The organism is Kribbella flavida DSM 17836, from assembly GCF_000024345.1.
In the GTDB taxonomy this organism is placed as follows: Bacteria; Actinomycetota; Actinomycetes; order Propionibacteriales; family Kribbellaceae; genus Kribbella; species Kribbella flavida.
Window position 1 is genome coordinate 4,592,886 of record NC_013729.1, and the last position, 18,435, is coordinate 4,611,320.

Below are 18,435 nucleotides of genomic sequence, written 5' to 3' on the forward strand. Positions count from 1 at the left end.
GGTGTCCGAGGCGCTCGGCACCGACTCGGAGCACTCGGTCCGGCGGCCCGCCCCCGGGCCGCCGGACCGGGTTCAAGTCAGCGTCGGTAGACGCCGAACTCGTAGAGCGAGTAGCCGAAGCCGGTGCCTCGCTGGGTGCCGGTGAGGCGGACGTAGCGGCCGGAGCCGGCGACGCTGAGGTCGTCGACGTCACCGTTTCCGTCAGCTGTGCTGTAGAGCGCTCTCCAGGTGTTCCCGTCGTCCGAGACCTCGACCCGGTACGCCCGGGCGTACGCGCCTTCCCAGATCAGCTGGACGCGGTCGAAGGACGTCACCTGGCCGAGGTCCACCTGCAGCCACTGCGGGTCGGCCCAGTCGCTCGCCCAGCGGGTCGCGTTGTTCCCGTCGGTCACGTTCGACGGCGGGAACGGGGCGCCGTCGCCGACCTGCTGGTACGACGACGCGGTCACCGGCTTGCCGCGGGCAACGTTCGTGCCGGAGACCGGCGGCGCGACCACCCGGAACGAGCGGGTCTCGATCCCCACGTTGCCCTTGCCGTCGCGCACGTAGTCGTACAGCTTCCAGACCCCGAGGCGCTGCGGCACGGTCACCGTGAACGGCCCGGTGCCCGACGACGGCGTGGTCACCAGGGAGCCGCTGTTGTCGATGTACTTGCCGCCGACCTTGAACTCGTGAGAGAGCGCGTCCCCGTCCGGATCGGTGACCGCGACGTCGACCGTGATGGTGCTCCCGGCCGGTACGTCGGTGGTCCGGCTCAGCGTCATGTTGCTGATCACCGGCGGGGTGTTGCCACCCGAAGCGCCGCCGTACGCCTGCCGGATCGCGTAGTACGACAGCCGCTTCTCGCCGCCCGGGGCGATGTTGAACCACACGGCCCCGAAGTCGTTCTCGGTGCCGTAGTGGAACAGCGTGGCCCCGAGCGCGACCCCGGTGTGCCCGGTGACGCAGTTCCAGGCCCGCAGATACCCGTCGCGCTTCTGCACGTCGGTCGGCTCGTTCGGTACGCCGTTCACGTCGTTCGGCACCTCCCACTCGCCGGCCGGGCCGCCCTCGGTCAGGATGTACGGCTTGGTGTAGCCGCCGTTGATCCAGTCCTGCTTCACCTGGCAGACGTTGCCGTAGGAGTTCACCGCGAGCAGGTCGAGGTCCGGCGAGTACTGCTGGTAGTACGGCCAGGCACCGGTCCACGCGTCGGTCGAGGTCACCGGGTGGTTCGGGTCGATCGCGTGGATCGCCTTGGCGCCCTCGTTCACGAACCTGGCGTACGCGATCCGCTGCTGCTCGAGCTCGGCGCCGGAGTAGCAGTTCTGCAGCCCGAGGATCGACTCGTTGCCCACGTTCCACAGCAGCACGCCCGGGTGGTCCTTGTACTCCGTGGTCCAGCGGCGGATCTCGCCGAGCATCGTCTCCTTGTACGCCGCGTCGGTGACGTAGTTGGCGCAGCCGCCGCTGCCGGGTCCACCACCAGGTTGGAGCCAGTAGCCGGCGACCACCCGCATCCCGTTGGCGGCCGCCGCGTCGAAGAGCGTCTTCGAACTGGCGTCGGTCCCCCAGGTACGCAGCGTATTGACGCCGATCGACCGCAACTGCGGCAGGTGCCGGCTCGCCTCCGTGACCGGCGGCCCCCAGGTCAGACCCTTCACCTGGTACGGCGAACCGTTGACCAGCAGCTGCCAATTGCCCTGACTACCGGCGATTCGCACCGTGCCGTTGCCTGGCTGCGGTCCGTCGGAGCCCGGCGTACCGTGCACTTCGAACTCCCACAACGAGTAGCCGTAGCCGCCGACCCGTTGGGTACCGTAGAGCCGCACGTAGCGGCCTTTGCCGTTGACTGTCAGGGTTTCGGTGCCGCCCCGGCCGGTGGTCGTGCTGTAGATCGGGCTCCAGCTCCGGGCGTCGTCGGACACCTCGATCCGGTACGCCGTGGCGTGAGCAGCCTCCCAGCGCAGGACGACCTGGCTGACCGACGCGGCCGCGCCGAGATCCACTTGGAGCCACTGCGGATCGCTGAAGACGCTGGACCACCGGGTGCCCGGATTGCCGTCCACCGCGGCCGATGCCGGCGTACCGGCTCCTTCCGAGGACGAGGCGGTGGCGGGTTTGCCTTGGGAGAGCAACGTTGCCGCCTGAGCGGGTGCCGCCTGCAGGACGACGTTGCCGAGCAGCAGCGTGGTCGCCGCGACGGTGGCGGCCAGCAACGATCGGCCGCGGCACCGGCGGGGACCAGCCCGGCGGGGACCAGCGCGGCGGTCGGTATGCCGGGGCGGGGTCGCGAGGTTCATGGGGTCGTACTCCTTCGCTGTGTGCGTGAAGGGCGGGACAGCACAGCGACCAGGACCCGGTGGCGGACCGGCCGGGAACAGGTGCGCGAGAGTCAGAGAGCGCTCTCTCGCGAACTGATCGTGCGGGCTGCGAAGGCTGCTGTCAACGGCTCGATCACGCTCAGCGGTTCCGGAACCGGGCGGCTCTTGACAGCGCGCACAGCCGGATCGAGGCTGTCTCAGAGAGCGCTCTCCCGCGATGTCCACCGCGGGCTGCCCGATCCACCGCCCCGCGGAATCCCCCGACAGGAGGAGATCCGTGTTCACCAGAAGGAAGAAAGTCCTGCTCGCCGGCGGCACCGCCGCCCTCACCCTCAGTGCCTTGCTCACCGCCGGCCTCGGCTCGTCCGCTCAGGCCGACGACCTGGTCACCCACCGGGAGTTCCAGGTCAACTGCACGGTCAACCACCGGGCCGGCGACGACCCGATCGTGTTCCCCAACCTGCCCGGCGCGTCGCACGACCACAGCTTCGTCGGCAACCGGACGACCAACGCCGCCACCACGCTCGACAGCCTCAAGGCGGCCGGCGCCTACGCGACCACCTGCCTCAACCCCGACGACCTGTCGGCGTACTGGTGGCCGACCATGTTCCGCGGCAACCAGCCCGTGAACCAGACCTGGCACCAGACCATCTACTACAAGTCCGGCATCCACGACTACCGTGCCGTCCGGCCGTTCCCGCCCGGCCTGCGGTACGTCGTCGGCAGCCCGACCGCGACCCAGGAGGACTTCCGCACCGCTCCCGGCGCCGTCGAGGGCTGGGAGTGCGGCGACTCAGCGCACAACTGGGACTTCCCGGCGAACTGCCCGGCCGGGACCCAGCTCAACATCCGCTACCAGGCTCCGAGCTGCTGGAACGGACGTGACCTCGACTCTCCCGACCACAAGAGCCACATGGCGTACCCGGTGAACGGGTCCTGCCCCAGCAGTCATCCCAAACCGGTCCCGATGCTGGAGTTCAAGATCGCGTTCCCCGCGGACGGCAACGTCACCGACGTCCGGCTGGCGAGCGGACGGGGGTACACCTGGCACTACGACTTCTTCAACGCCTGGGACGAGCAGACGCTGGCGGCCCTGGTGAGCCACTGCATCAACGGTGGCCTGCAGTGCAACTCGAAGGGCTTCGACCTCTACAAGCCCGAGCGCGGTCAGGTCCTCGGCGACAACTACCGGTTGCCCGGACGCCCCTGATCACCTGTGGTGCCGGGTCCGGGCAGAACCCGGCACCACAGGAGTACCACTCAGGAGGAGAACGCCGCGTCGAAGGAAGCCGACGGTGGGTCGAAGGCCAGCGACTTCACGAACTGCAGCGCCTCGGGGGCGCCGACCAGCCGGTCCATCCCGGCGTCCTCCCACTCGACCGAGATCGGGCCGTCGTACCCGATCGTGTTCAGCATCCGGAAGCACGCTTCCCACGGGACGTCGCCGTGCCCGGTGGAGACGAAGTCCCAGCCGCGCCGCGGGTCGCCCCAGGCCAGGTGCGAGCCCATCCGGCCGTTGCGGCCGTTGCCGACCTGGCGCTTCGCGTCCTTGCAGTCGACGTGGCAGATCCGGTCCTTGAAGTCCCACAGGAAGCCGACCGGGTCGAGGTCCTGCCAGACGAAGTGGCTCGGGTCCCAGTTCAGGCCGAACGCCTCGCGGTGGCCGATCGCCTCCAGCGTGCGTGTGGTCGACCAGTAGTCGTAGGCGATCTCCGACGGGTGCACCTCGTGCGCGAACTTCACCCCGACCTCGTCGAACACGTCGAGAATCGGGTTCCAGCGGTCGGCGAAGTCGGCGTACCCGGCGTCGATCATCTCCGGCGGGACCGGCGGGAACATCGCGACGGTCTTCCAGATCGCCGAGCCGGTGAAGCCGACGACCACGTCGACGCCGAGCGCGCGGGCCGCCCGGGCGGTCGTCTGCATCTCCTCAGCCGCGCGCTGCCGGACGCCCTCGGCGTCGCCGTCGCCCCAGATGTGCGCGGGCAGGATCGCCTGGTGGCGCTGGTCGATCGGGTCGTCGCAGACCGCCTGGCCGAGCAGGTGGTTCGAGATCGTCCAGACCTTGAGGTTGTACTTGTCGAGGATGTCGCGGCGGTTCTGCACGTAGGTGTCGTCCTCGGCGGCCTTGCGGACGTCGAGGTGGTCACCCCAGCAGGCGATCTCCAGGCCGTCGTAGCCCCAGTCGGCGGCCAGCCGGGCCACTTCCTCGAACGGGAGGTCGGCCCACTGGCCGGTGAACAGGGTGATCGGTCGAGCCATGTCGTTCTACTCCTTCTTTCTGTACGGCGGTGAGGCGTGGCTGGGGCGGGCGGTCGAGGTTCAGTCAGGGAAAGCGGTGGGGCGGTCTGTCGGCCAGGAGCGTGTGGGGGCCGGGGTCTTCGAAGCGGTGCGGCCGGGGCTGGGCGGAAAGCTGCGGGGTGTCCCCGGCGCGCGGCCGGAGCGCTTGGCCGGGCGCCGGGGACGAGGACCGGCGAACCGGTCCCCCGTCCACCGGGCGGGATCGCTGCGCGGTGGCCCGGGCGGGGCCGAACCACCCGGGAGGCACCGCGGTTCCTGCACGCCTCTCCGCGTCGGACAGGGCGCGATCTCGCTCGGCGACGTCTTCATCGGGTCACAGCTGCCGCTTCAGGTCCTGACCGACGGCGGTCAGCAGCGTCCGGGCCGGCACGTCCCGGACCGTTCGCGCCTGCGCCAGGAACAGGTCGAGAGCGAGCGCGGCGAGCGCGTCCCGGCCACGCCGCTGCTGCTGCTCGGCCAGTCCGAGCTGCACCTTCATCACCGTCGCGGTGCCGGCCGGCACCGTCCGGGCGACGCGGTACCGCTCGACCAGCTTGACCGCCTCGGCGTACGTCGCCACCACGGTGAACGGCACCTTGGTCACCGACGTGTTGCCGGCCTTGTCGGCAGCCGTCGCGGTCAACTCGTGCGCGCCGAGCCCGAGCGCGACCCCGTCCAGCGTGCCGCCGGCCGGGAGCGCTTTCCCGTCGACGGCCAGCGTCACGGAGGAAACGCCGGAGAGCGCGTCCTCGGCGGTCGCGGAGACGCCGAGCACCGACGCCACCCCGAGCTTGCCGCCACTGGCCAGCCCGGTCACGGTGGTCCTCGGCGCGGTCCGGTCGATCTTGACCGTCACCGACTCGGCCGCCGACACGTTGCCCGCGGTGTCGCTGGCCCGCACCTGCAGCGTGTGCGTGCCATCCGTGGCCAGCCTCACCGGCGCCGTGTACTCCGACCAGTCGCCGGCACCGATCTTCTGCTCCAGGTAGACCTGCCCCGGCTGGTTGTCGGTCGCCATCGCCGTCGCGACGACCGCGTCGGTCCACCAGCCGTTCAGGCCGGACGGCGCCGACGGGTTCACCGACAGGTTCACCTGCGGCGCCTGCGTGTCCCGGACCAGCTTGAAGTAGTCGAACTTCGCCGTCTTCGAGGCGACCTGGTCGGCGCCGAAGGCGTAGATGCCGAAGCTCGCCGACGCGAGCGCCGGATTGGTCACCGCCGGCAGCGCCGTCCAGACCAGCCCGTCCGCGCTGTACGACCCGGTGAACGTCGAACCGCTCTTGGCCAGCCGCAGGTACCAGACCCCCTGCGTGGGCGTCGGCGCGTTCGGCGCGGGCTGCACGATCGCGTTGTTCACCTCGCTGCGCAGCTCGATCCCCCGCGTCACCGCGGAGCCCGCAGCGTTGGTCGCGAGGTAGTCCAGCTTCACGTAGTTCGCGTCGTCGCCGTACACCAGCAGACCGGCCTGCTGGTACCGCTCGTCGAAGTCCGACCCGTCCACCTTGGTCTCGATCGTCCAGTCACCGTCGGGAGCCGGCTGCAGCAGCAGGTTCTTCGGGTTCGTGGCCGTGCCCTGGTAGATGTCGCCCTTGCTGGTGTCGATCTCGACCGCTCCCCCGGTCACCCGGTACGCCGCCGGATCGGGCCGTACGATCGCGGACCAGCGGCACGCGTCGAGCGCCGTACCGGTGAACTCGTCGTCCGGCGTCGGGGCCTCGGCGGTGTCGTCCGGCGTGATGCTGAAGTAGTCGAACGACGCCGACACCGGCAGCGCCTCGGTCCGGTTGGTCAACCCGAACAGCCCGATCCGGGGATTGCTGATCCCGGCCAGCTGCTTGGCCTCGGCCATCTCGGTGAAGGTCGCGCCGTCCGCGCTGTACGACGCCCGCAGGTTCGCCCCGTCGCTGGTGAACCGGACCCACACCGTGTCCGGGTACGCCGCGCCGAGGTTCGCCGTGTTCGAGGCGGCCACCTCGTTCGGCGCCCCGGCCTCCTCGCGGATGAACTGGAAGATCCGGTCCGCGGCCGACGGAGCACCGGTGGACCGTCCCTGCAGCACCATCTTGGCGTAGTTGTCGTCGTCGCCGTAGACGATCAACCCGGCCTGCTGATAGGCCAGCCGAGCCGGCAACGTCAGCTTCGCGGTCGCCTGCCACGCTCCGGCCGGCAACGGCTGCAGCACGATGTTCGGCGTACCGGAGTTGCCGGTGCCGTAGATGTCGGTCGCCGTCAACGGCAGCATGAGGTTGCCGCCCGCAACGGACATCTCCTGGTTGCCCCGGACAACCGAGCTCCAGCGCCCCGTGTCCAGCGTCGTCCCGTCGAACCCGTCGGACCGTCCGGTCAGGCAGGTCGGCGGGGCCGCCGAGTCGACCTTGACGACGATCTTCGCCGTGCCCTTGGCGCCGCGGGAGTCGGTCACCGTCACGGTCGCGGTGTGCGTACCCGCGGTCGTGTAGGTGTGGCTCGGGTTCGCGCCGGTGCCGGTCGCGCCGTCACCGAAGCTCCAGGCGTACGTCAGCGGGACGTCGCCCTCGGGATCGGTGGCCGACGAGGTGAAGTCGACCTTCAACGGAGCCTTGCCCTGGACAACGGCCGCGGAGGCCGTCACCACCGGACGCTGGTTCTCGGTCACCCCCTTGCCGATGAACTTCACCCAGTTGACGTTCAGCTGCCCGGTCGTCTTGACGAAGTACAGCTTGCCGGTGGTCAGCGAGGCGCCGCTGAGCGCCGAGGAGAAGTTGCCGTAGGTCTGCCAGGCGCCCGTCGCCGTCACCTGGATGGTCGCGATCACCGGCCCGTCGGTCGGCGAGCCCTGCCGGACCTGAACGGTCGCCCCGGCCTCGGGCGACGCGGCGCGCAGCTCGATCCGGTCGATCCCGGTGAGGTTGGTGGTCGTCCAGCTCCACCAGTCGCCGTCCTCGATGAAGCCGATGTTCTTGCCGCCGCCCGCGGTGTCGCCGGTGTCCTCGACCTGCACGCCCGGCGTCTCACCGGGTCCGCCGGTCTCGCTGAAGAACTCCGCCTCCCGCGTCTTCGGCTGCAGCTGCACCACCTTCTCGGTGGTGATCGCACCGGTGCCCGGGGCACCCTTGTCGGTGTACTTCACCGTGACGATGCCGAAGATGTTCGCGCCGACGTGCCCCTCGTCACCAGGCAACGGGAACGTGCCCTCACAGCCGCGGTACAACTCGTACCCGTGCGCGTGCTCGTCGTGGCCGAGCGCCGGCTGGGTGACCACGTCCTGGCAGTTCACCGTGCCGTCCTCGGGATCGGTGACGGTCACCTTGTAGCGGATCGTGTCGCCGAAGTCGAAGAAGCCGCCGTTCAGCGGCGCCTCGATGCTGATCGTCGGAGCGGTGTTGCCCGCGGTGATCGTCCGGTTGGACACCGCCGACCGTCCGTCGCTGTCGGTCACGGTCAGCCGGGCCGTGAACACGCCCGCCGAGGCATAGGTGTGGGTCGGCTTGGGGTCGGTCGAGTCGGTCGTGCCGTTGCCGTCGAAGTCCCACGCCAGCGTGATCGGCTGCCCGTCGGGATCGCGCGACCCGGTGCTGTCGAAGGCCACCGTCAGCGGCGCCGGCCCGGACGTCTTGTCGGTGCTGAACTGCGCGATCGGCGCCCGGTTGCCTTGCACGTAGTCGATCCGGTAGAGCCCGGAGTCGGCGTTGTTGCCACCGAACCCACTACCCCACTCGATCACGTAGAGCGCACCGTCCGGCCCGAACTGCAGCGCGTGCGGCCGGATGAAGTTCATCCCCTGCAGCATTCGGGACACGTCGGCGACCTTGCTGCGGTCGTCGTTCAGCTGGACCGAGAACAACCGGCTGTCGTTCCAGTCGGCGAACACGGCCTTGCCGTCGAAGTACTGCGGCCACTTGCGGTCGGAGTCACTGTCGGGGTCGAACTGGTACGCGCCACTGGTCATCGGCGCACCACTGCCACCGATCTCCGGCACCCCGGTCGTCGACTTGCCCATCCACAGCGCCGCCGGGATGGCCGCCGGCAGCTGGGTGATGCCGGTGTTGTTCGGCGAGTTGTTGACCGGCGCGTTGCAGTTGAACGCCGCACCCGACGTACCGGTGGCGAAGTCGTGGTCGTTGTACGGCGTGTTGTTGCCCACGCAGTAGGGCCAGCCGTAGAAGCCGGGCTTGTCCAGGATGTCCCACTCGACCCGGCCGTCCGGGCCGCGCGTCGGCGAGACCTGACCGGCGTCCGGCCCGTAGTCGGCGACGAACAGGTGGTTCGTGGTCGGGTCGATGCCGATCCGGAACGGGTTGCGGAAGCCCATCGCGTAGATCTCCGGGCGGGTCTTCGCGGTGCCCGGCGCGAACATGTTGCCGGCCGGGATCGTGTACGAGCCGTCGGCCTCGACGTGCACGCGCAGGATCTTGCCGTTCAGGTTGTTGCTGTTGGCGGAGCTGCGCTGGGCGTCCCACGGGGCCCGGCCGGCCCGCTCGTCCAGCGGCGAGTAGCCGTCGGAGTCGAACGGGTTGCTGTTGTCGCCGGTGGCAACGAACAGGTTGCCCTGGTTGTCGAACTCGAGCGCACCACCCGCGTGGCAGCACTGGTCCCGCTGGGTGTCCACCCGCAGGACCTGCTTCTCGCTGGCCAGGTCGAGCGTGTCACCGGTGAGCTTGAACCGCGACACCCGGTCGAACGCCTCGGTGCCGGCCGGTGAGTAGTACAGGTACAGGAAGCCGTTGCTGTCGAAGGCCGGGTCGAGCGCGATGCCGAGCAGGCCGAACTCCTGGCCGGTGTAGACGTTCAGCGTGCCGGCGGTGACCACCGAGCCGTCGGTCTTCACGATCTTCACGGCACCGTTGCGGTCGATGTAGAACACGCGGCCGTCACCAGCGATCGCGAGCTCCATCGGGTTCGACGTGTCGTCGTCCAGTGTGACCTTCTGGTAGCTGTCGCTCAGCGACGCCCCGCAGTCGGCCGGCTGCACACCCGCGGCGGTCTTGATGCCGCCGAGCAGGTGCTGGCGGAAGACCGGGTCGGCGAACGACTCGATCGTGTGCCCCATGCCGGTGTACCAGGCGCGGCCGCCGTCGTAGTCCTGGCACCACGCGATCGGGTGCTCGGCGCCCATGGTGCCGCCGGTGTACGACGACTCGTCCAGCGAGGCGAGCACGTGCACGCTGCCGCGCGGGTTGGACCGGTAGTTGTACCACTCGTCGGTCCGGTTCCAGGTGGTCGGCGCGTCCGCGGTCGACGGGTGCGCGTGGTCCTCCACCTTCACGTTCGCGTTCGGCGTACCGGGTGGGTGGCTGTCGAAGTACGAGCCGACCAGCTTGCCGTACCAGGGCCACGCGTACTCCGTGTCGGAGGCCGCGTGCACCCCGGCGTACCCGCCGCCGTTACGGATGTAACGCTCGAAGGCGGCCTGCTGGTCCGCGTTCAGCACGTCGCCGGTGGTCGACAGCCAGATGACCACCTCGTACTTGGCCAGTTCGGCGTCGGTGAACATCGCCGCGTCCTCGGTCGCGGTGACCGTGAACCCGTTCGCCGTCGCCAGGTCCTTGATGGTCTGGATGCCGGCCGGGATCGAGTCGTGCCGGAAGCCGGCCGTCTTGCTGAAGATCAGCGCGTTGAAGGTTTCGTCGCCGTGCCCGGGATGGGCCCGCGCGGGGAGAGCACTGAGAGGTATCGCCAGGGCGGCGATCAGCGCCAGCACGACAGCGCGGATCACCGTGCCGTGCAGACGCCTGCGTAGCTGGTTCATGGGGAGCTCCTCATGGGTCGGATAAGGTGCGCGCTCCATCGGTGCCAGGGCGGGTCCCTGGCTTTTTCGGCCCTGGTGGTGCTGTTCAGCTACTGCGGTCCCGTGCTCTGCCCCGCGCGGGAGGTGTGGTTATCGAATACCCAGCAGGTGATCCATCGCGAGCTGGTCGAGCCGCTCGAACCCGAGGCCCCGCTGAGCCAGCGCGTCCGGGTCGTACGACGCCTTGCGCAGGTCGTCGAGCGACTCCCCCGCGCCGAGCGTCGGCTCGGACAGGTCGGCCACCCGCGCCGCGGCGAGGGCCTCGGCGACCTCCGGGTCGGCCCGGAACGCGGCCACCTTCTCCCGCAGGACCAGGTAGTTGCGCATGCAGCCGCGCGCGGTCTCCCAGACGCCGTCCAGGTCCTCGGTGCGCGGCGGCTTGTAGTCGAAGTGCACGTACCCGTCGTACCCGGGCCGGCCCTGCGAGCCCTGCAGCACGTCCACAGTCCAGAACGCCTCCCGCAGGTTGCCGGCGCCGAAGCGCAGGTCCTGGTCGAACCGCGGCCCGTGCTGCCCGTTCAGGTCGATGTGGAACAGCTTGCCGTGCCACAGCGCCTGGGCGATGCCGTGGGCGTAGTTCAGCCCCGCCATCTGCTCGTGCCCGACCTCGGGGTTGATGCCGACCAGCTCGGGGTGCTCCAGGTCGTTGATGAACGCGATCGCGTGCCCGATCGTCGGCAGCAAGATGTCGCCGCGCGGCTCGTTCGGCTTCGGCTCCAGTGCGAACCGCAGGTCGTAGCCCTGCTCGCGCACGTACGTCGTGAGCAGGTCCATCGACTCCTTGTACCGGTCCAGCGCGGCGCCGACGTCCTTGGAACCGCCCGACTCCGAGCCCTCCCGGCCGCCCCACAGCACGTACGTCGTCGCGCCCAGCTCGGCGGCCAGGTCGACGTTGCGCAGCACCTTCGCGAGCGCGTACCGGCGGACGTCGCGGTCGTTCGCGGTCAGGCCGCCGTCCTTGAACACCGGGTGGGCGAACAGGTTCGTGGTGGCCATCTCGACCACCATCCCGGTGTCGGCCAGCGCCTTGGTGAACCGCTCGAGCACCTGCCGGCGCTGCGCGTCGTCCGGGACCAGGTCGTCGTCGTGGAACGAGATCGCGGCGGCACCCAGCTCGGCCAGCTTCTCCACCGCCAGCACCGGGTCGAGCGGCGCGCGGACCGCCGTACCGAAGACGTCGACGCCTTCCCAGCCGACCGTCCACAAGCCGAAGGAGAACTTGTCGGCCTTGCTCGGGGTAAAACCGGTCATGAGGCCTCCCGACCTGGACTGAGGAGCGAAGCGACTGGAGTGACGAGGGAAGGTCGGGAGTTGAGCCTCACGGCCCGCCGTGCCGGAGGCGCGGCAATATGCACTGTCATTCGGGGATCTCCTGCCATTGTCGGGAGGTCGAGCTGGTCTCGACGGCGGCCAGCACACGCTGGACCTGCAGGCCGTCGGCGAACGACGGCTCAGGGTCCTTGCCTTCGGCAATCGCCGTGACCAGGTCGACCACTTGGTGGGTGAAGCCGTGCTCGTAGCCGAGCAGGTGACCCGGCGGCCACCAGCCGGCGACGTACGGGTGCACCGGCTCGGTCGCCAGGATGCGCCGGAACCCGGCCGTCTCCGGGTCCTCGGTCGCGTCGTAGAAGTGCAGCAGGTTCATGTCCTCGAAGTCGAACGCCAAGCTGCCCTTCGAGCCGTTGATCTCGATCCGGATCGCGTTCTTGCGGCCGGTCGCGAACCGGGTCGCCTCGAAGACGCCGAGTGCACCGCCGCGGAAGGTGGCGAGGAACACCGCGGCGTCGTCCACGGTGACCGGACCGCGCTCGGCGCTCGCCGTACCGGACAGGCCGCTGTGCGCCTCGGGCTTGGGACGCTCCTTGACGAACGTCTCGAGCCGGCCACTCACCTCGGCGATCCGGTCCCCGGTGATGAACTGGGTCAGGTCGACGATGTGCGCGCCGATGTCGCCGAGCGCGCCGGAGCCGGCCTTGTCCTTGTCCAGCCGCCACGACAGTGGCGCCTCGGGGTCCGCGATCCAGTCCTGCAGGTACTGCGCCCGGACGTGCCGGACGGTACCGATCTTGCCGTCGGCCACCAGTTTGCGGGCCAGCGCGATCGCCGGGACTCGCCGGTAGGTGAACCCGACCATCGACCTGATCCCGCCGGCCGCCGCCTTCGCCGCCGCGGCGGCCATCGCCTCGGCCTCCGCGACGGTGTTGGCCAGCGGCTTCTCGCACAGCACGTGCTTGCCGGCCTCGAGCGCGGCGATCGCGATCTCGGCGTGGCTGTCGCCCGGCGTACAGACGTCGACCAGCTGGACGTCGTCACGCTCGAGCAGCGTGCGCCAGTCGGTCTCGGTGGTGCTCCAGCCGAGCTTGCCGGCGGCCGCTCGCACCGCCTCGGCGTCGCGGCCGCACAGCACGTTCAGGTCCGGGTGCAGCGGCAGGTCGAAAAAGCGCGGCGCGCTGCGCCAGGCCTGGGAGTGGGCCGCGCCCATGAAGGCGTACCCGATCAGGCCGATGCCCAGGTTCGTCATCCGGTCTTTGCTCCTCAGCTCTCGCGGTACCGATCAGCTCTCGAAGGCGGTCGGCAGGTACTGGTCGACGTTGTCCTTGGTGACGACCGGGGCGTACAGCTGCACGGTGCGCGGGACCTCGACCTCCACCAGGTCGCCGAGGGCCTTCTTCTGCACCAGCAGCCGGGCCAGCCGGACGCCGTCCGCGCCCTGCGTGGACGGGTAGATGACGGTCGCCCGCATCAGCGTGTTGCCGGCCTTGATGTCACGCATCACGTTCGCCGAGCCGGCGCCGCCGACGACGAAGAACTCCTTGCGGCCGGAGTTCTTGATCGCCGCCATCACGCCGACGCCCTGGTCGTCGTCGTGGTTCCAGAGCGCGTCGATCTTCGGAGCGGCCTGCAGCAGGTTGGCGGCGGCCTTCTCACCGGACTCGACGGTGAACTCCGCGGCGACCCGGTTGCTGACCTTCAGACCGCAGTCGGCCAGCGCCTCCTTGAAGCCCTGGCTGCGGGCCTGGGTCAGCGGCAGCGAGTCGATGCCGGCGATCTCGGCGATCACCGCGTCCTTCTTGCCCTTCATCTCCTGGCAGATGTAGGTGCCGGCCGACACCCCCATGCCCTTGTTGTCGCCGAGCACCGTGGTGCGGGCGGCGAAGTTGCTGCTGAACTCGCGGTCGACGTTGACCACCGTGATGCCGGCCTCCATCGCCTTGACCGCGACCGCGGTGAGCGCGGCGCCGTCGAACGGCAGCAGCACGATCGCGTCGACCTTCTGGTTGATGAAGGTCTCCACCTGGCTGATCTGCTGGTTCACGTCGTTGGTGCCCTCGGCGACGACCAGCTCCACGTCGCTGAACTTCTTCGCCTCGGCCTGGGTGGCCTTGGTGATGGCGGCCATCCAGCCGTGGTCGGCGGCCGGCGCGGAGAAGCCGATCCGGACCTTCTGGCCCGGCGCGTCGTTGCTGCCGCCGCCGGCCGCCGCCTGGGTGGTGTTGCTGTCGGAGGTCTTCTCGGCCTCCGGGGTGTTGCTGGTGCAGGCGATCAGCGCCAGCGAGCTCAGGCCGGCGATACCGGCGACCTTCAGGAACCGGACGGGTCGTGCGGACATGCTGTCCTCCAAATGTGCTGCTTGTTCTACAGGGGTTGGTGCGACGGCTAGGAACTGGTGGCGCGGGCGGCCAGGCGTTGCTGGAGGAGGACCGCGATCACGATGATCAGGCCCTTCGCCACCGACTGGGCGGACAGGCTCAGGTTGTTGAGGGTGAAGACGTTGTTCAGGGTGGTGAAGATGAGCACGCCGAACACGGTGCCGACGATCGTGCCGCGGCCGCCGGACAGCAGCGTGCCGCCGATCACCACCGCCGCGATCGCGTCCAGCTCGTACAGCACGCCGTGGGTGGAGGTGCCCGTGGTGGTGCGGGCCATCAGCATCACCGCGGCGATGCCGCAGCACACTCCCAGCAGCACGTAGAGCGCGACGGTGTGCCGCTGGACCTTGATGCCGGCCAGCCGGGCCGCCTCGGCGTTGCCGCCGACCGCGAAGGTCCGGCGGCCGAAGGTGGTCCGGTTCAGCAGCACCCAGCCCAGCGCCGCGACGAGCACGAACATCCAGACCAGCACCGGAACGCCGATCAGCGAGCCGCCGAAGACGTCGCTGAACGAGTTGACGGTGATGATCTGGGTCCGGCGGTCGGAGATGATCTCGGCCAGGCCGCGGGCGGCGGCCAGCATCGCCAGCGTCGCGATGAACGGCACGATCTTGCCGTAGGCAACGAGCACGCCGTTGACCAGGCCGCAGGCGGCGCCGACCAGCAGGGCGGTGCTGACCATGAAGATCACGCCGTAGTCGAGCGCCATCTGCTGGGTGGCCAGGGTGGTCGCCCAGACCGAGGCGAGGGCGAGGATCGCGCCGACCGACAGGTCGATGCCGCCGCCGGTGATGACGAAGGTCATACCGACACTGACCACACCGATCACCGCGGCGGCCCGCAGAATCGTCAGCAGGTTGGCTCCGGTGGCGAACGTGTCGCCGGCGGTTGCGACGCCCACGATGCAGAGCAGCACCAGCGCCACCAAGAGTCCGACGTTGCGCCCGATCCCGCCGGAGAACAACCCCAGTCCGCCGGTACGCCGCGGCGCTGCCGGCTGGGTCGTGGTCGTCTGCCCGGAGGCGGTCGCTGACGCGGTCGCTCCGTCGAGGGCCTGGGCCGGGAGTCCGTCCCGCGGCCCCTGGGCCGCCTGCGCCGGCAACCCGGCGCCGAGCGGCGAAGCCGGAGCCTCGGCGCCCGCCCGGCGGCCGGGCGATCCCGCGCCGGCCGCTTCCTTCGAGACCCCTCCCGCCGCCGGCGCGCCGCCTGGCGTCGCGCCGGTGGTGCTGGGGACGGAGTCCTGGACGGGGGACTTTCCGTTCGGTCCCTCGGGGGTTGTTCCTGGTCGTGCGACTTCCTCGCCCATCACACGGCACTTCCTTCCATCACCAGGTCGAGGACCCGGTGTTCGTCGATGTCCTGCGCGGGTCCGGTGTGCACGGCCCGCCCCTCCCGCATCACCACGACCCGGTCGGCCAGACCGAGCACTTCCTCGACCTCGCTGGAGACCAGCACGATCGCGACCCCGTTCGCCGCCAGCTTGCGGATCAGCGCGTAGATCTCCGAGCGCGCGCCGACGTCGACGCCCCGGGTCGGCTCGTCGAGCAGCAGCACCCGGCAGTCCCGGAGCAGCCAGCGCGCCAGCACGACCTTCTGCTGGTTGCCGCCGGACAGGTTGCGCACCGGGTGGTCGACTCCGGCCGGCCGGACGTCCAGCGCCTTGGTCAGTTCCTCGGCGGCCGTGCGCTCGGCGTGCCCGTTGAGCCATCCCGCGCTCGCGAACCGCTGCATGCTGGAGACCGTGATGTTCTTGTAGACCGCTTCGTCCAGCAGCAGCGCCTGGCTCTTGCGCTCCTCCGGCGCCAGACCGACACCGGCCTTCACCGCCGCCTGGACCCGGCCGGGCCTCAGCTCGACCCCGTCGACCTTGACCGTTCCGGTCGCCGGTCGCCGGGCGCCGTACACGGTCTCCAGTACTTCGGACCGGCCGGAGCCGACCAGTCCGGTCAGGCCGAGGATCTCGCCGGCCCGGACCGCGAACCCGATGTCGGCGAACTCGCGCGGCCGGGACAGGCCGGTCACCTCGAGCACGGTCTTCGCGTCGCCCGGGACCGCCGCGCGCGGCGGGAACACGTACTCGATCGAGCGGCCGGTCATCAGGCGGATCAGCTCGGAGGTCGGCGTCTCGCGCGCGTCCAGGCCGGTCGCGACGGTCGCACCGTCCTTGAGCACGGTGACCCGGTCGCCGATCTCGCGGATCTCCTCGAGCCGGTGCGAGATGTAGATGACCGCGACGCCGCGAGCGGTCAGGTCGCGGATCACCCGGAACAGGTTGCTCACCTCTTCGGGGTCGAGCACCGCCGACGGCTCGTCCATCACGATCAGCTGAGCGTCACGAGAAAGCGCTCTCGCCATGCTCACCACCTGCTGGCCCGCGGCCGGCAGCAGACCGACCGCGCGGCCGACCGGGATCTCGCCGTGACCGAGGCCGGTCAGCAGCTCGCGGGCCCGCACGTTCGTCTCGTGCCGGCGCGTCATGCCGAACCGGGCCGGCTCGTGACCGAGGAACACGTTCTCGGCGACGGTCAGGTCCGGCACCAGGTCGAGCTCCTGGTAGATCGCCGCGATCCCCAGGTCGATCGCCGCGGTCGGGCTGTTCAGCGCGACCTCGTTGCCGTTGACGATGATCGTGCCCTGGTCCGGCTGGTGCGCGCCGGTCAGCACCCTGATCAGCGTCGACTTGCCGGCGCCGTTCTGGCCCAGCAGGCAGTGCACCTCGCCCCGCCGGACGTCCAGGTCCACGCCGTCCAGCGCCCGCACTCCCGGAAACTGCTTGACGATGCCCGTCATTCGCAGCAACTCGCCGTCCACCCCATCACCCCTTCCACTGGCCCCACCCACGTCGTCCACCCGCACGTCTCGGCGAGCAGCCCCGCTCCCCGCGTTTCCCGGCACATCGGCGTTCGGCGCGTTCGCCGGACGGCCGGAAGGCTTGTCCTGGTCGTTCACTGGGCGACTCCGGTGGCGTCGCGGCCGATCAGGGTCGGGTCGAGGAAGACCTGGTCCAGCGAGATCAGCGCCCCACCGCGGACCGCCGCCGTGAACCCGAGCTCCGACTGCACCACCCGGCACCCGCCACCGTCCGGCGCGATGACCCGATCGCGGATCGCGCTCTCCAGCGGTTCCTTCAGCCACGGACCGAGCACCGCGAAGTACCCGCCGAGCACCAGCGCGTTCGGGTTCAGGATGTTCACCAGGATCGCGCCGCCGATGCCCAGCCACGTCCCGACATCGGCGAGCGCGCGCAGCGTCCGCGCCTCGCCGGCCTCGGCCCGCCGGGTGATCTCGGCCAGCCGCTGCTCCACGTCGAGCGACGGATCGCGAACCGGGTCATCAGGGTCGGTCGCCTTGTTCAGCAACGCCGTCAGACCGACAACCGTCTCCCAGCACCCGGTCCGGCCACAGCCGCAGATCCCACCGGCCGGAGCGACCGGCATGTGCCCGACCTCGCCGCTGAACCCGTGCCCACCAGGCAGCAGATGGCCCCCCGCGACCATCCCGCCACCGACACCGACCGCGCCCGTCAGCAGCACGATGTCCTCGGCTTTGCCGTCGGTGTCCTTGCGCAGCTCGGTGTACGCCGCGAGCGCCGCCAGGTTGGCCTCGTTGTCCACCCGCACCGGGTACGCCGGTGCGTCGAGCCGCTCCTGCATCAGGTCGACGATCGGCAGCTCCGCCCACCCCAGGTTCGGCGCGAGCCGCAAGGAACCGGTCGTGCTCTGCACCAGGCCAGGAACCGCGAGCGTGACCCCGGCGGCCTCGCCGCCGCGGGCTTCGACGACCCGCACAGCCCCGCTGATCAGCTCCGCCAGCTGGTCGAGCGTCGTGCCGGGATCGAGGTGAGCGACGTCGAGCGGTACGCGCCGTTCGGTGACGATCTCGCCGCCGAGGTCGAGCGCGGTGACGGCGAGGTAGTCGACGTTGATCTCGGCGCCGACTCCGCAGACAGCGCTGCCGTCGAGCTCGACCAGCTGCCCCGGCCGTCCGAGGGCTCCTCGCTCGGACTCGGCCCGGCCCTCACGGAGCAGGCCACGGTCGACCAGCTCGGCGACCAGACTGGAGACGGTGGCCTTGTTCAGGCCGGTCTCGGCGGCGATCCGGGCGCGGGAACGGGGACCGGCAGCCCGCACGTGCCGCAGCACGACGGACAAGTTGTTGCGGCGCAGCGAGACGTGGTCCGCAGCGACCACACCACCGCCTGCCCGCCCTTCGGTCAGCATGAGGCTCCCCACCCCCTTCTCCCCCGACAGGAGAACGGCCCGCGTTCACGCACCCCGACGAGCGTGTGTGATGGCGGTCACAGACTTTGTCTGTTGAGCCAACAAACTAAGTAGCAGCTCACGCGGCGTCAAGATGTCGCGCCCACATTTTTTCCGAGCACCGCAAGATCGTCAGAACGGCAGAGAGCGCTCCCTGGCAGTCAGGGAGCGCTCCC

At 70.1% G+C, this 18,435-nt stretch carries 10 protein-coding genes; 1 reads left to right on the forward strand and 9 read right to left on the reverse strand.

Annotated features, from left to right (window positions below):
• Positions 1-77: 77 nt before the first annotated feature.
• Entirely contained in the window at positions 78-2,282 is a 2,205-nt protein-coding gene (locus KFLA_RS21200; RefSeq protein WP_012921860.1) for a discoidin domain-containing protein, read from the reverse strand.
• Positions 2,283-2,580: 298 nt separating this feature from the next.
• On the opposite strand from KFLA_RS21200, the gene KFLA_RS21205 reads away from it, so the two are divergent.
• Positions 2,581-3,513, forward strand: a complete 933-nt coding sequence (locus KFLA_RS21205; protein ID WP_012921861.1) for a DUF1996 domain-containing protein — start codon at positions 2,581-2,583, stop codon at positions 3,511-3,513.
• Between the two features lie 50 nt (positions 3,514-3,563).
• Here KFLA_RS21205 and KFLA_RS21210 read toward each other — a convergent pair whose 3' ends face one another.
• The 8 genes from KFLA_RS21210 to KFLA_RS21245 form a co-directional block, all read right to left on the reverse strand.
• On the reverse strand, positions 3,564-4,565 hold the full coding sequence (locus KFLA_RS21210) for a sugar phosphate isomerase/epimerase family protein (RefSeq protein ID WP_012921862.1): 1,002 nt from the start codon (positions 4,563-4,565) through the stop codon (positions 3,564-3,566).
• 352 nt (positions 4,566-4,917) lie between these two features.
• Entirely contained in the window at positions 4,918-10,311 is a 5,394-nt protein-coding gene (locus KFLA_RS21215) for a ThuA domain-containing protein (RefSeq protein ID WP_012921863.1), read from the reverse strand.
• A gap of 129 nt (positions 10,312-10,440) precedes the next feature.
• A complete protein-coding gene (xylA, locus tag KFLA_RS21220) occupies positions 10,441-11,601 on the reverse strand; it encodes a xylose isomerase (RefSeq protein WP_012921864.1) in 1,161 nt (386 codons plus the stop codon).
• Positions 11,602-11,707: 106 nt separating this feature from the next.
• On the reverse strand, positions 11,708-12,871 hold the full coding sequence (locus tag KFLA_RS21225) for a Gfo/Idh/MocA family protein (RefSeq protein ID WP_012921865.1): 1,164 nt from the start codon (positions 12,869-12,871) through the stop codon (positions 11,708-11,710).
• A gap of 33 nt (positions 12,872-12,904) precedes the next feature.
• Complete coding sequence (locus KFLA_RS21230; protein WP_012921866.1) at positions 12,905-13,960, reverse strand: substrate-binding domain-containing protein; 1,056 nt, start codon at positions 13,958-13,960, stop codon at positions 12,905-12,907.
• Positions 13,961-14,007: 47 nt separating this feature from the next.
• Entirely contained in the window at positions 14,008-15,306 is a 1,299-nt protein-coding gene (locus tag KFLA_RS21235; protein ID WP_012921867.1) for an ABC transporter permease, read from the reverse strand.
• Positions 15,306-16,811 carry a sugar ABC transporter ATP-binding protein gene (locus KFLA_RS21240; RefSeq protein ID WP_012921868.1) on the reverse strand — a complete coding sequence of 502 codons (1,506 nt, stop codon included), beginning with the start codon at positions 16,809-16,811 and terminating at the stop codon, positions 15,306-15,308. Before KFLA_RS21240 ends, KFLA_RS21235 begins: the two co-directional genes overlap by 1 nt.
• Before the next feature lie 134 nt (positions 16,812-16,945).
• A complete protein-coding gene (locus KFLA_RS21245; protein ID WP_237706554.1) occupies positions 16,946-18,232 on the reverse strand; it encodes an ROK family transcriptional regulator in 1,287 nt (428 codons plus the stop codon).
• Between the last annotated feature and the right edge of the window lie 203 nt (positions 18,233-18,435).

What these genes read in the sequence shown, in the direction of transcription:
- KFLA_RS21200 (WP_012921860.1), bottom strand. Translation starts at nt 2,282, where the DNA reads ATGAACCTCGCGACCCCGCCCCGGCATACCGACCGCCGCGCTGGTCCC.
- KFLA_RS21210 (WP_012921862.1), bottom strand. Translation starts at nt 4,565, where the DNA reads ATGGCTCGACCGATCACCCTGTTCACCGGCCAGTGGGCCGACCTCCCG.
- KFLA_RS21215 (WP_012921863.1), bottom strand. Translation starts at nt 10,311, where the DNA reads ATGAACCAGCTACGCAGGCGTCTGCACGGCACGGTGATCCGCGCTGTC.
- xylA (WP_012921864.1), bottom strand. Translation starts at nt 11,601, where the DNA reads ATGACCGGTTTTACCCCGAGCAAGGCCGACAAGTTCTCCTTCGGCTTG.
- KFLA_RS21225 (WP_012921865.1), bottom strand. Translation starts at nt 12,871, where the DNA reads ATGACGAACCTGGGCATCGGCCTGATCGGGTACGCCTTCATGGGCGCG.
- KFLA_RS21230 (WP_012921866.1), bottom strand. Translation starts at nt 13,960, where the DNA reads ATGTCCGCACGACCCGTCCGGTTCCTGAAGGTCGCCGGTATCGCCGGC.
- KFLA_RS21235 (WP_012921867.1), bottom strand. Translation starts at nt 15,306, where the DNA reads ATGGGCGAGGAAGTCGCACGACCAGGAACAACCCCCGAGGGACCGAAC.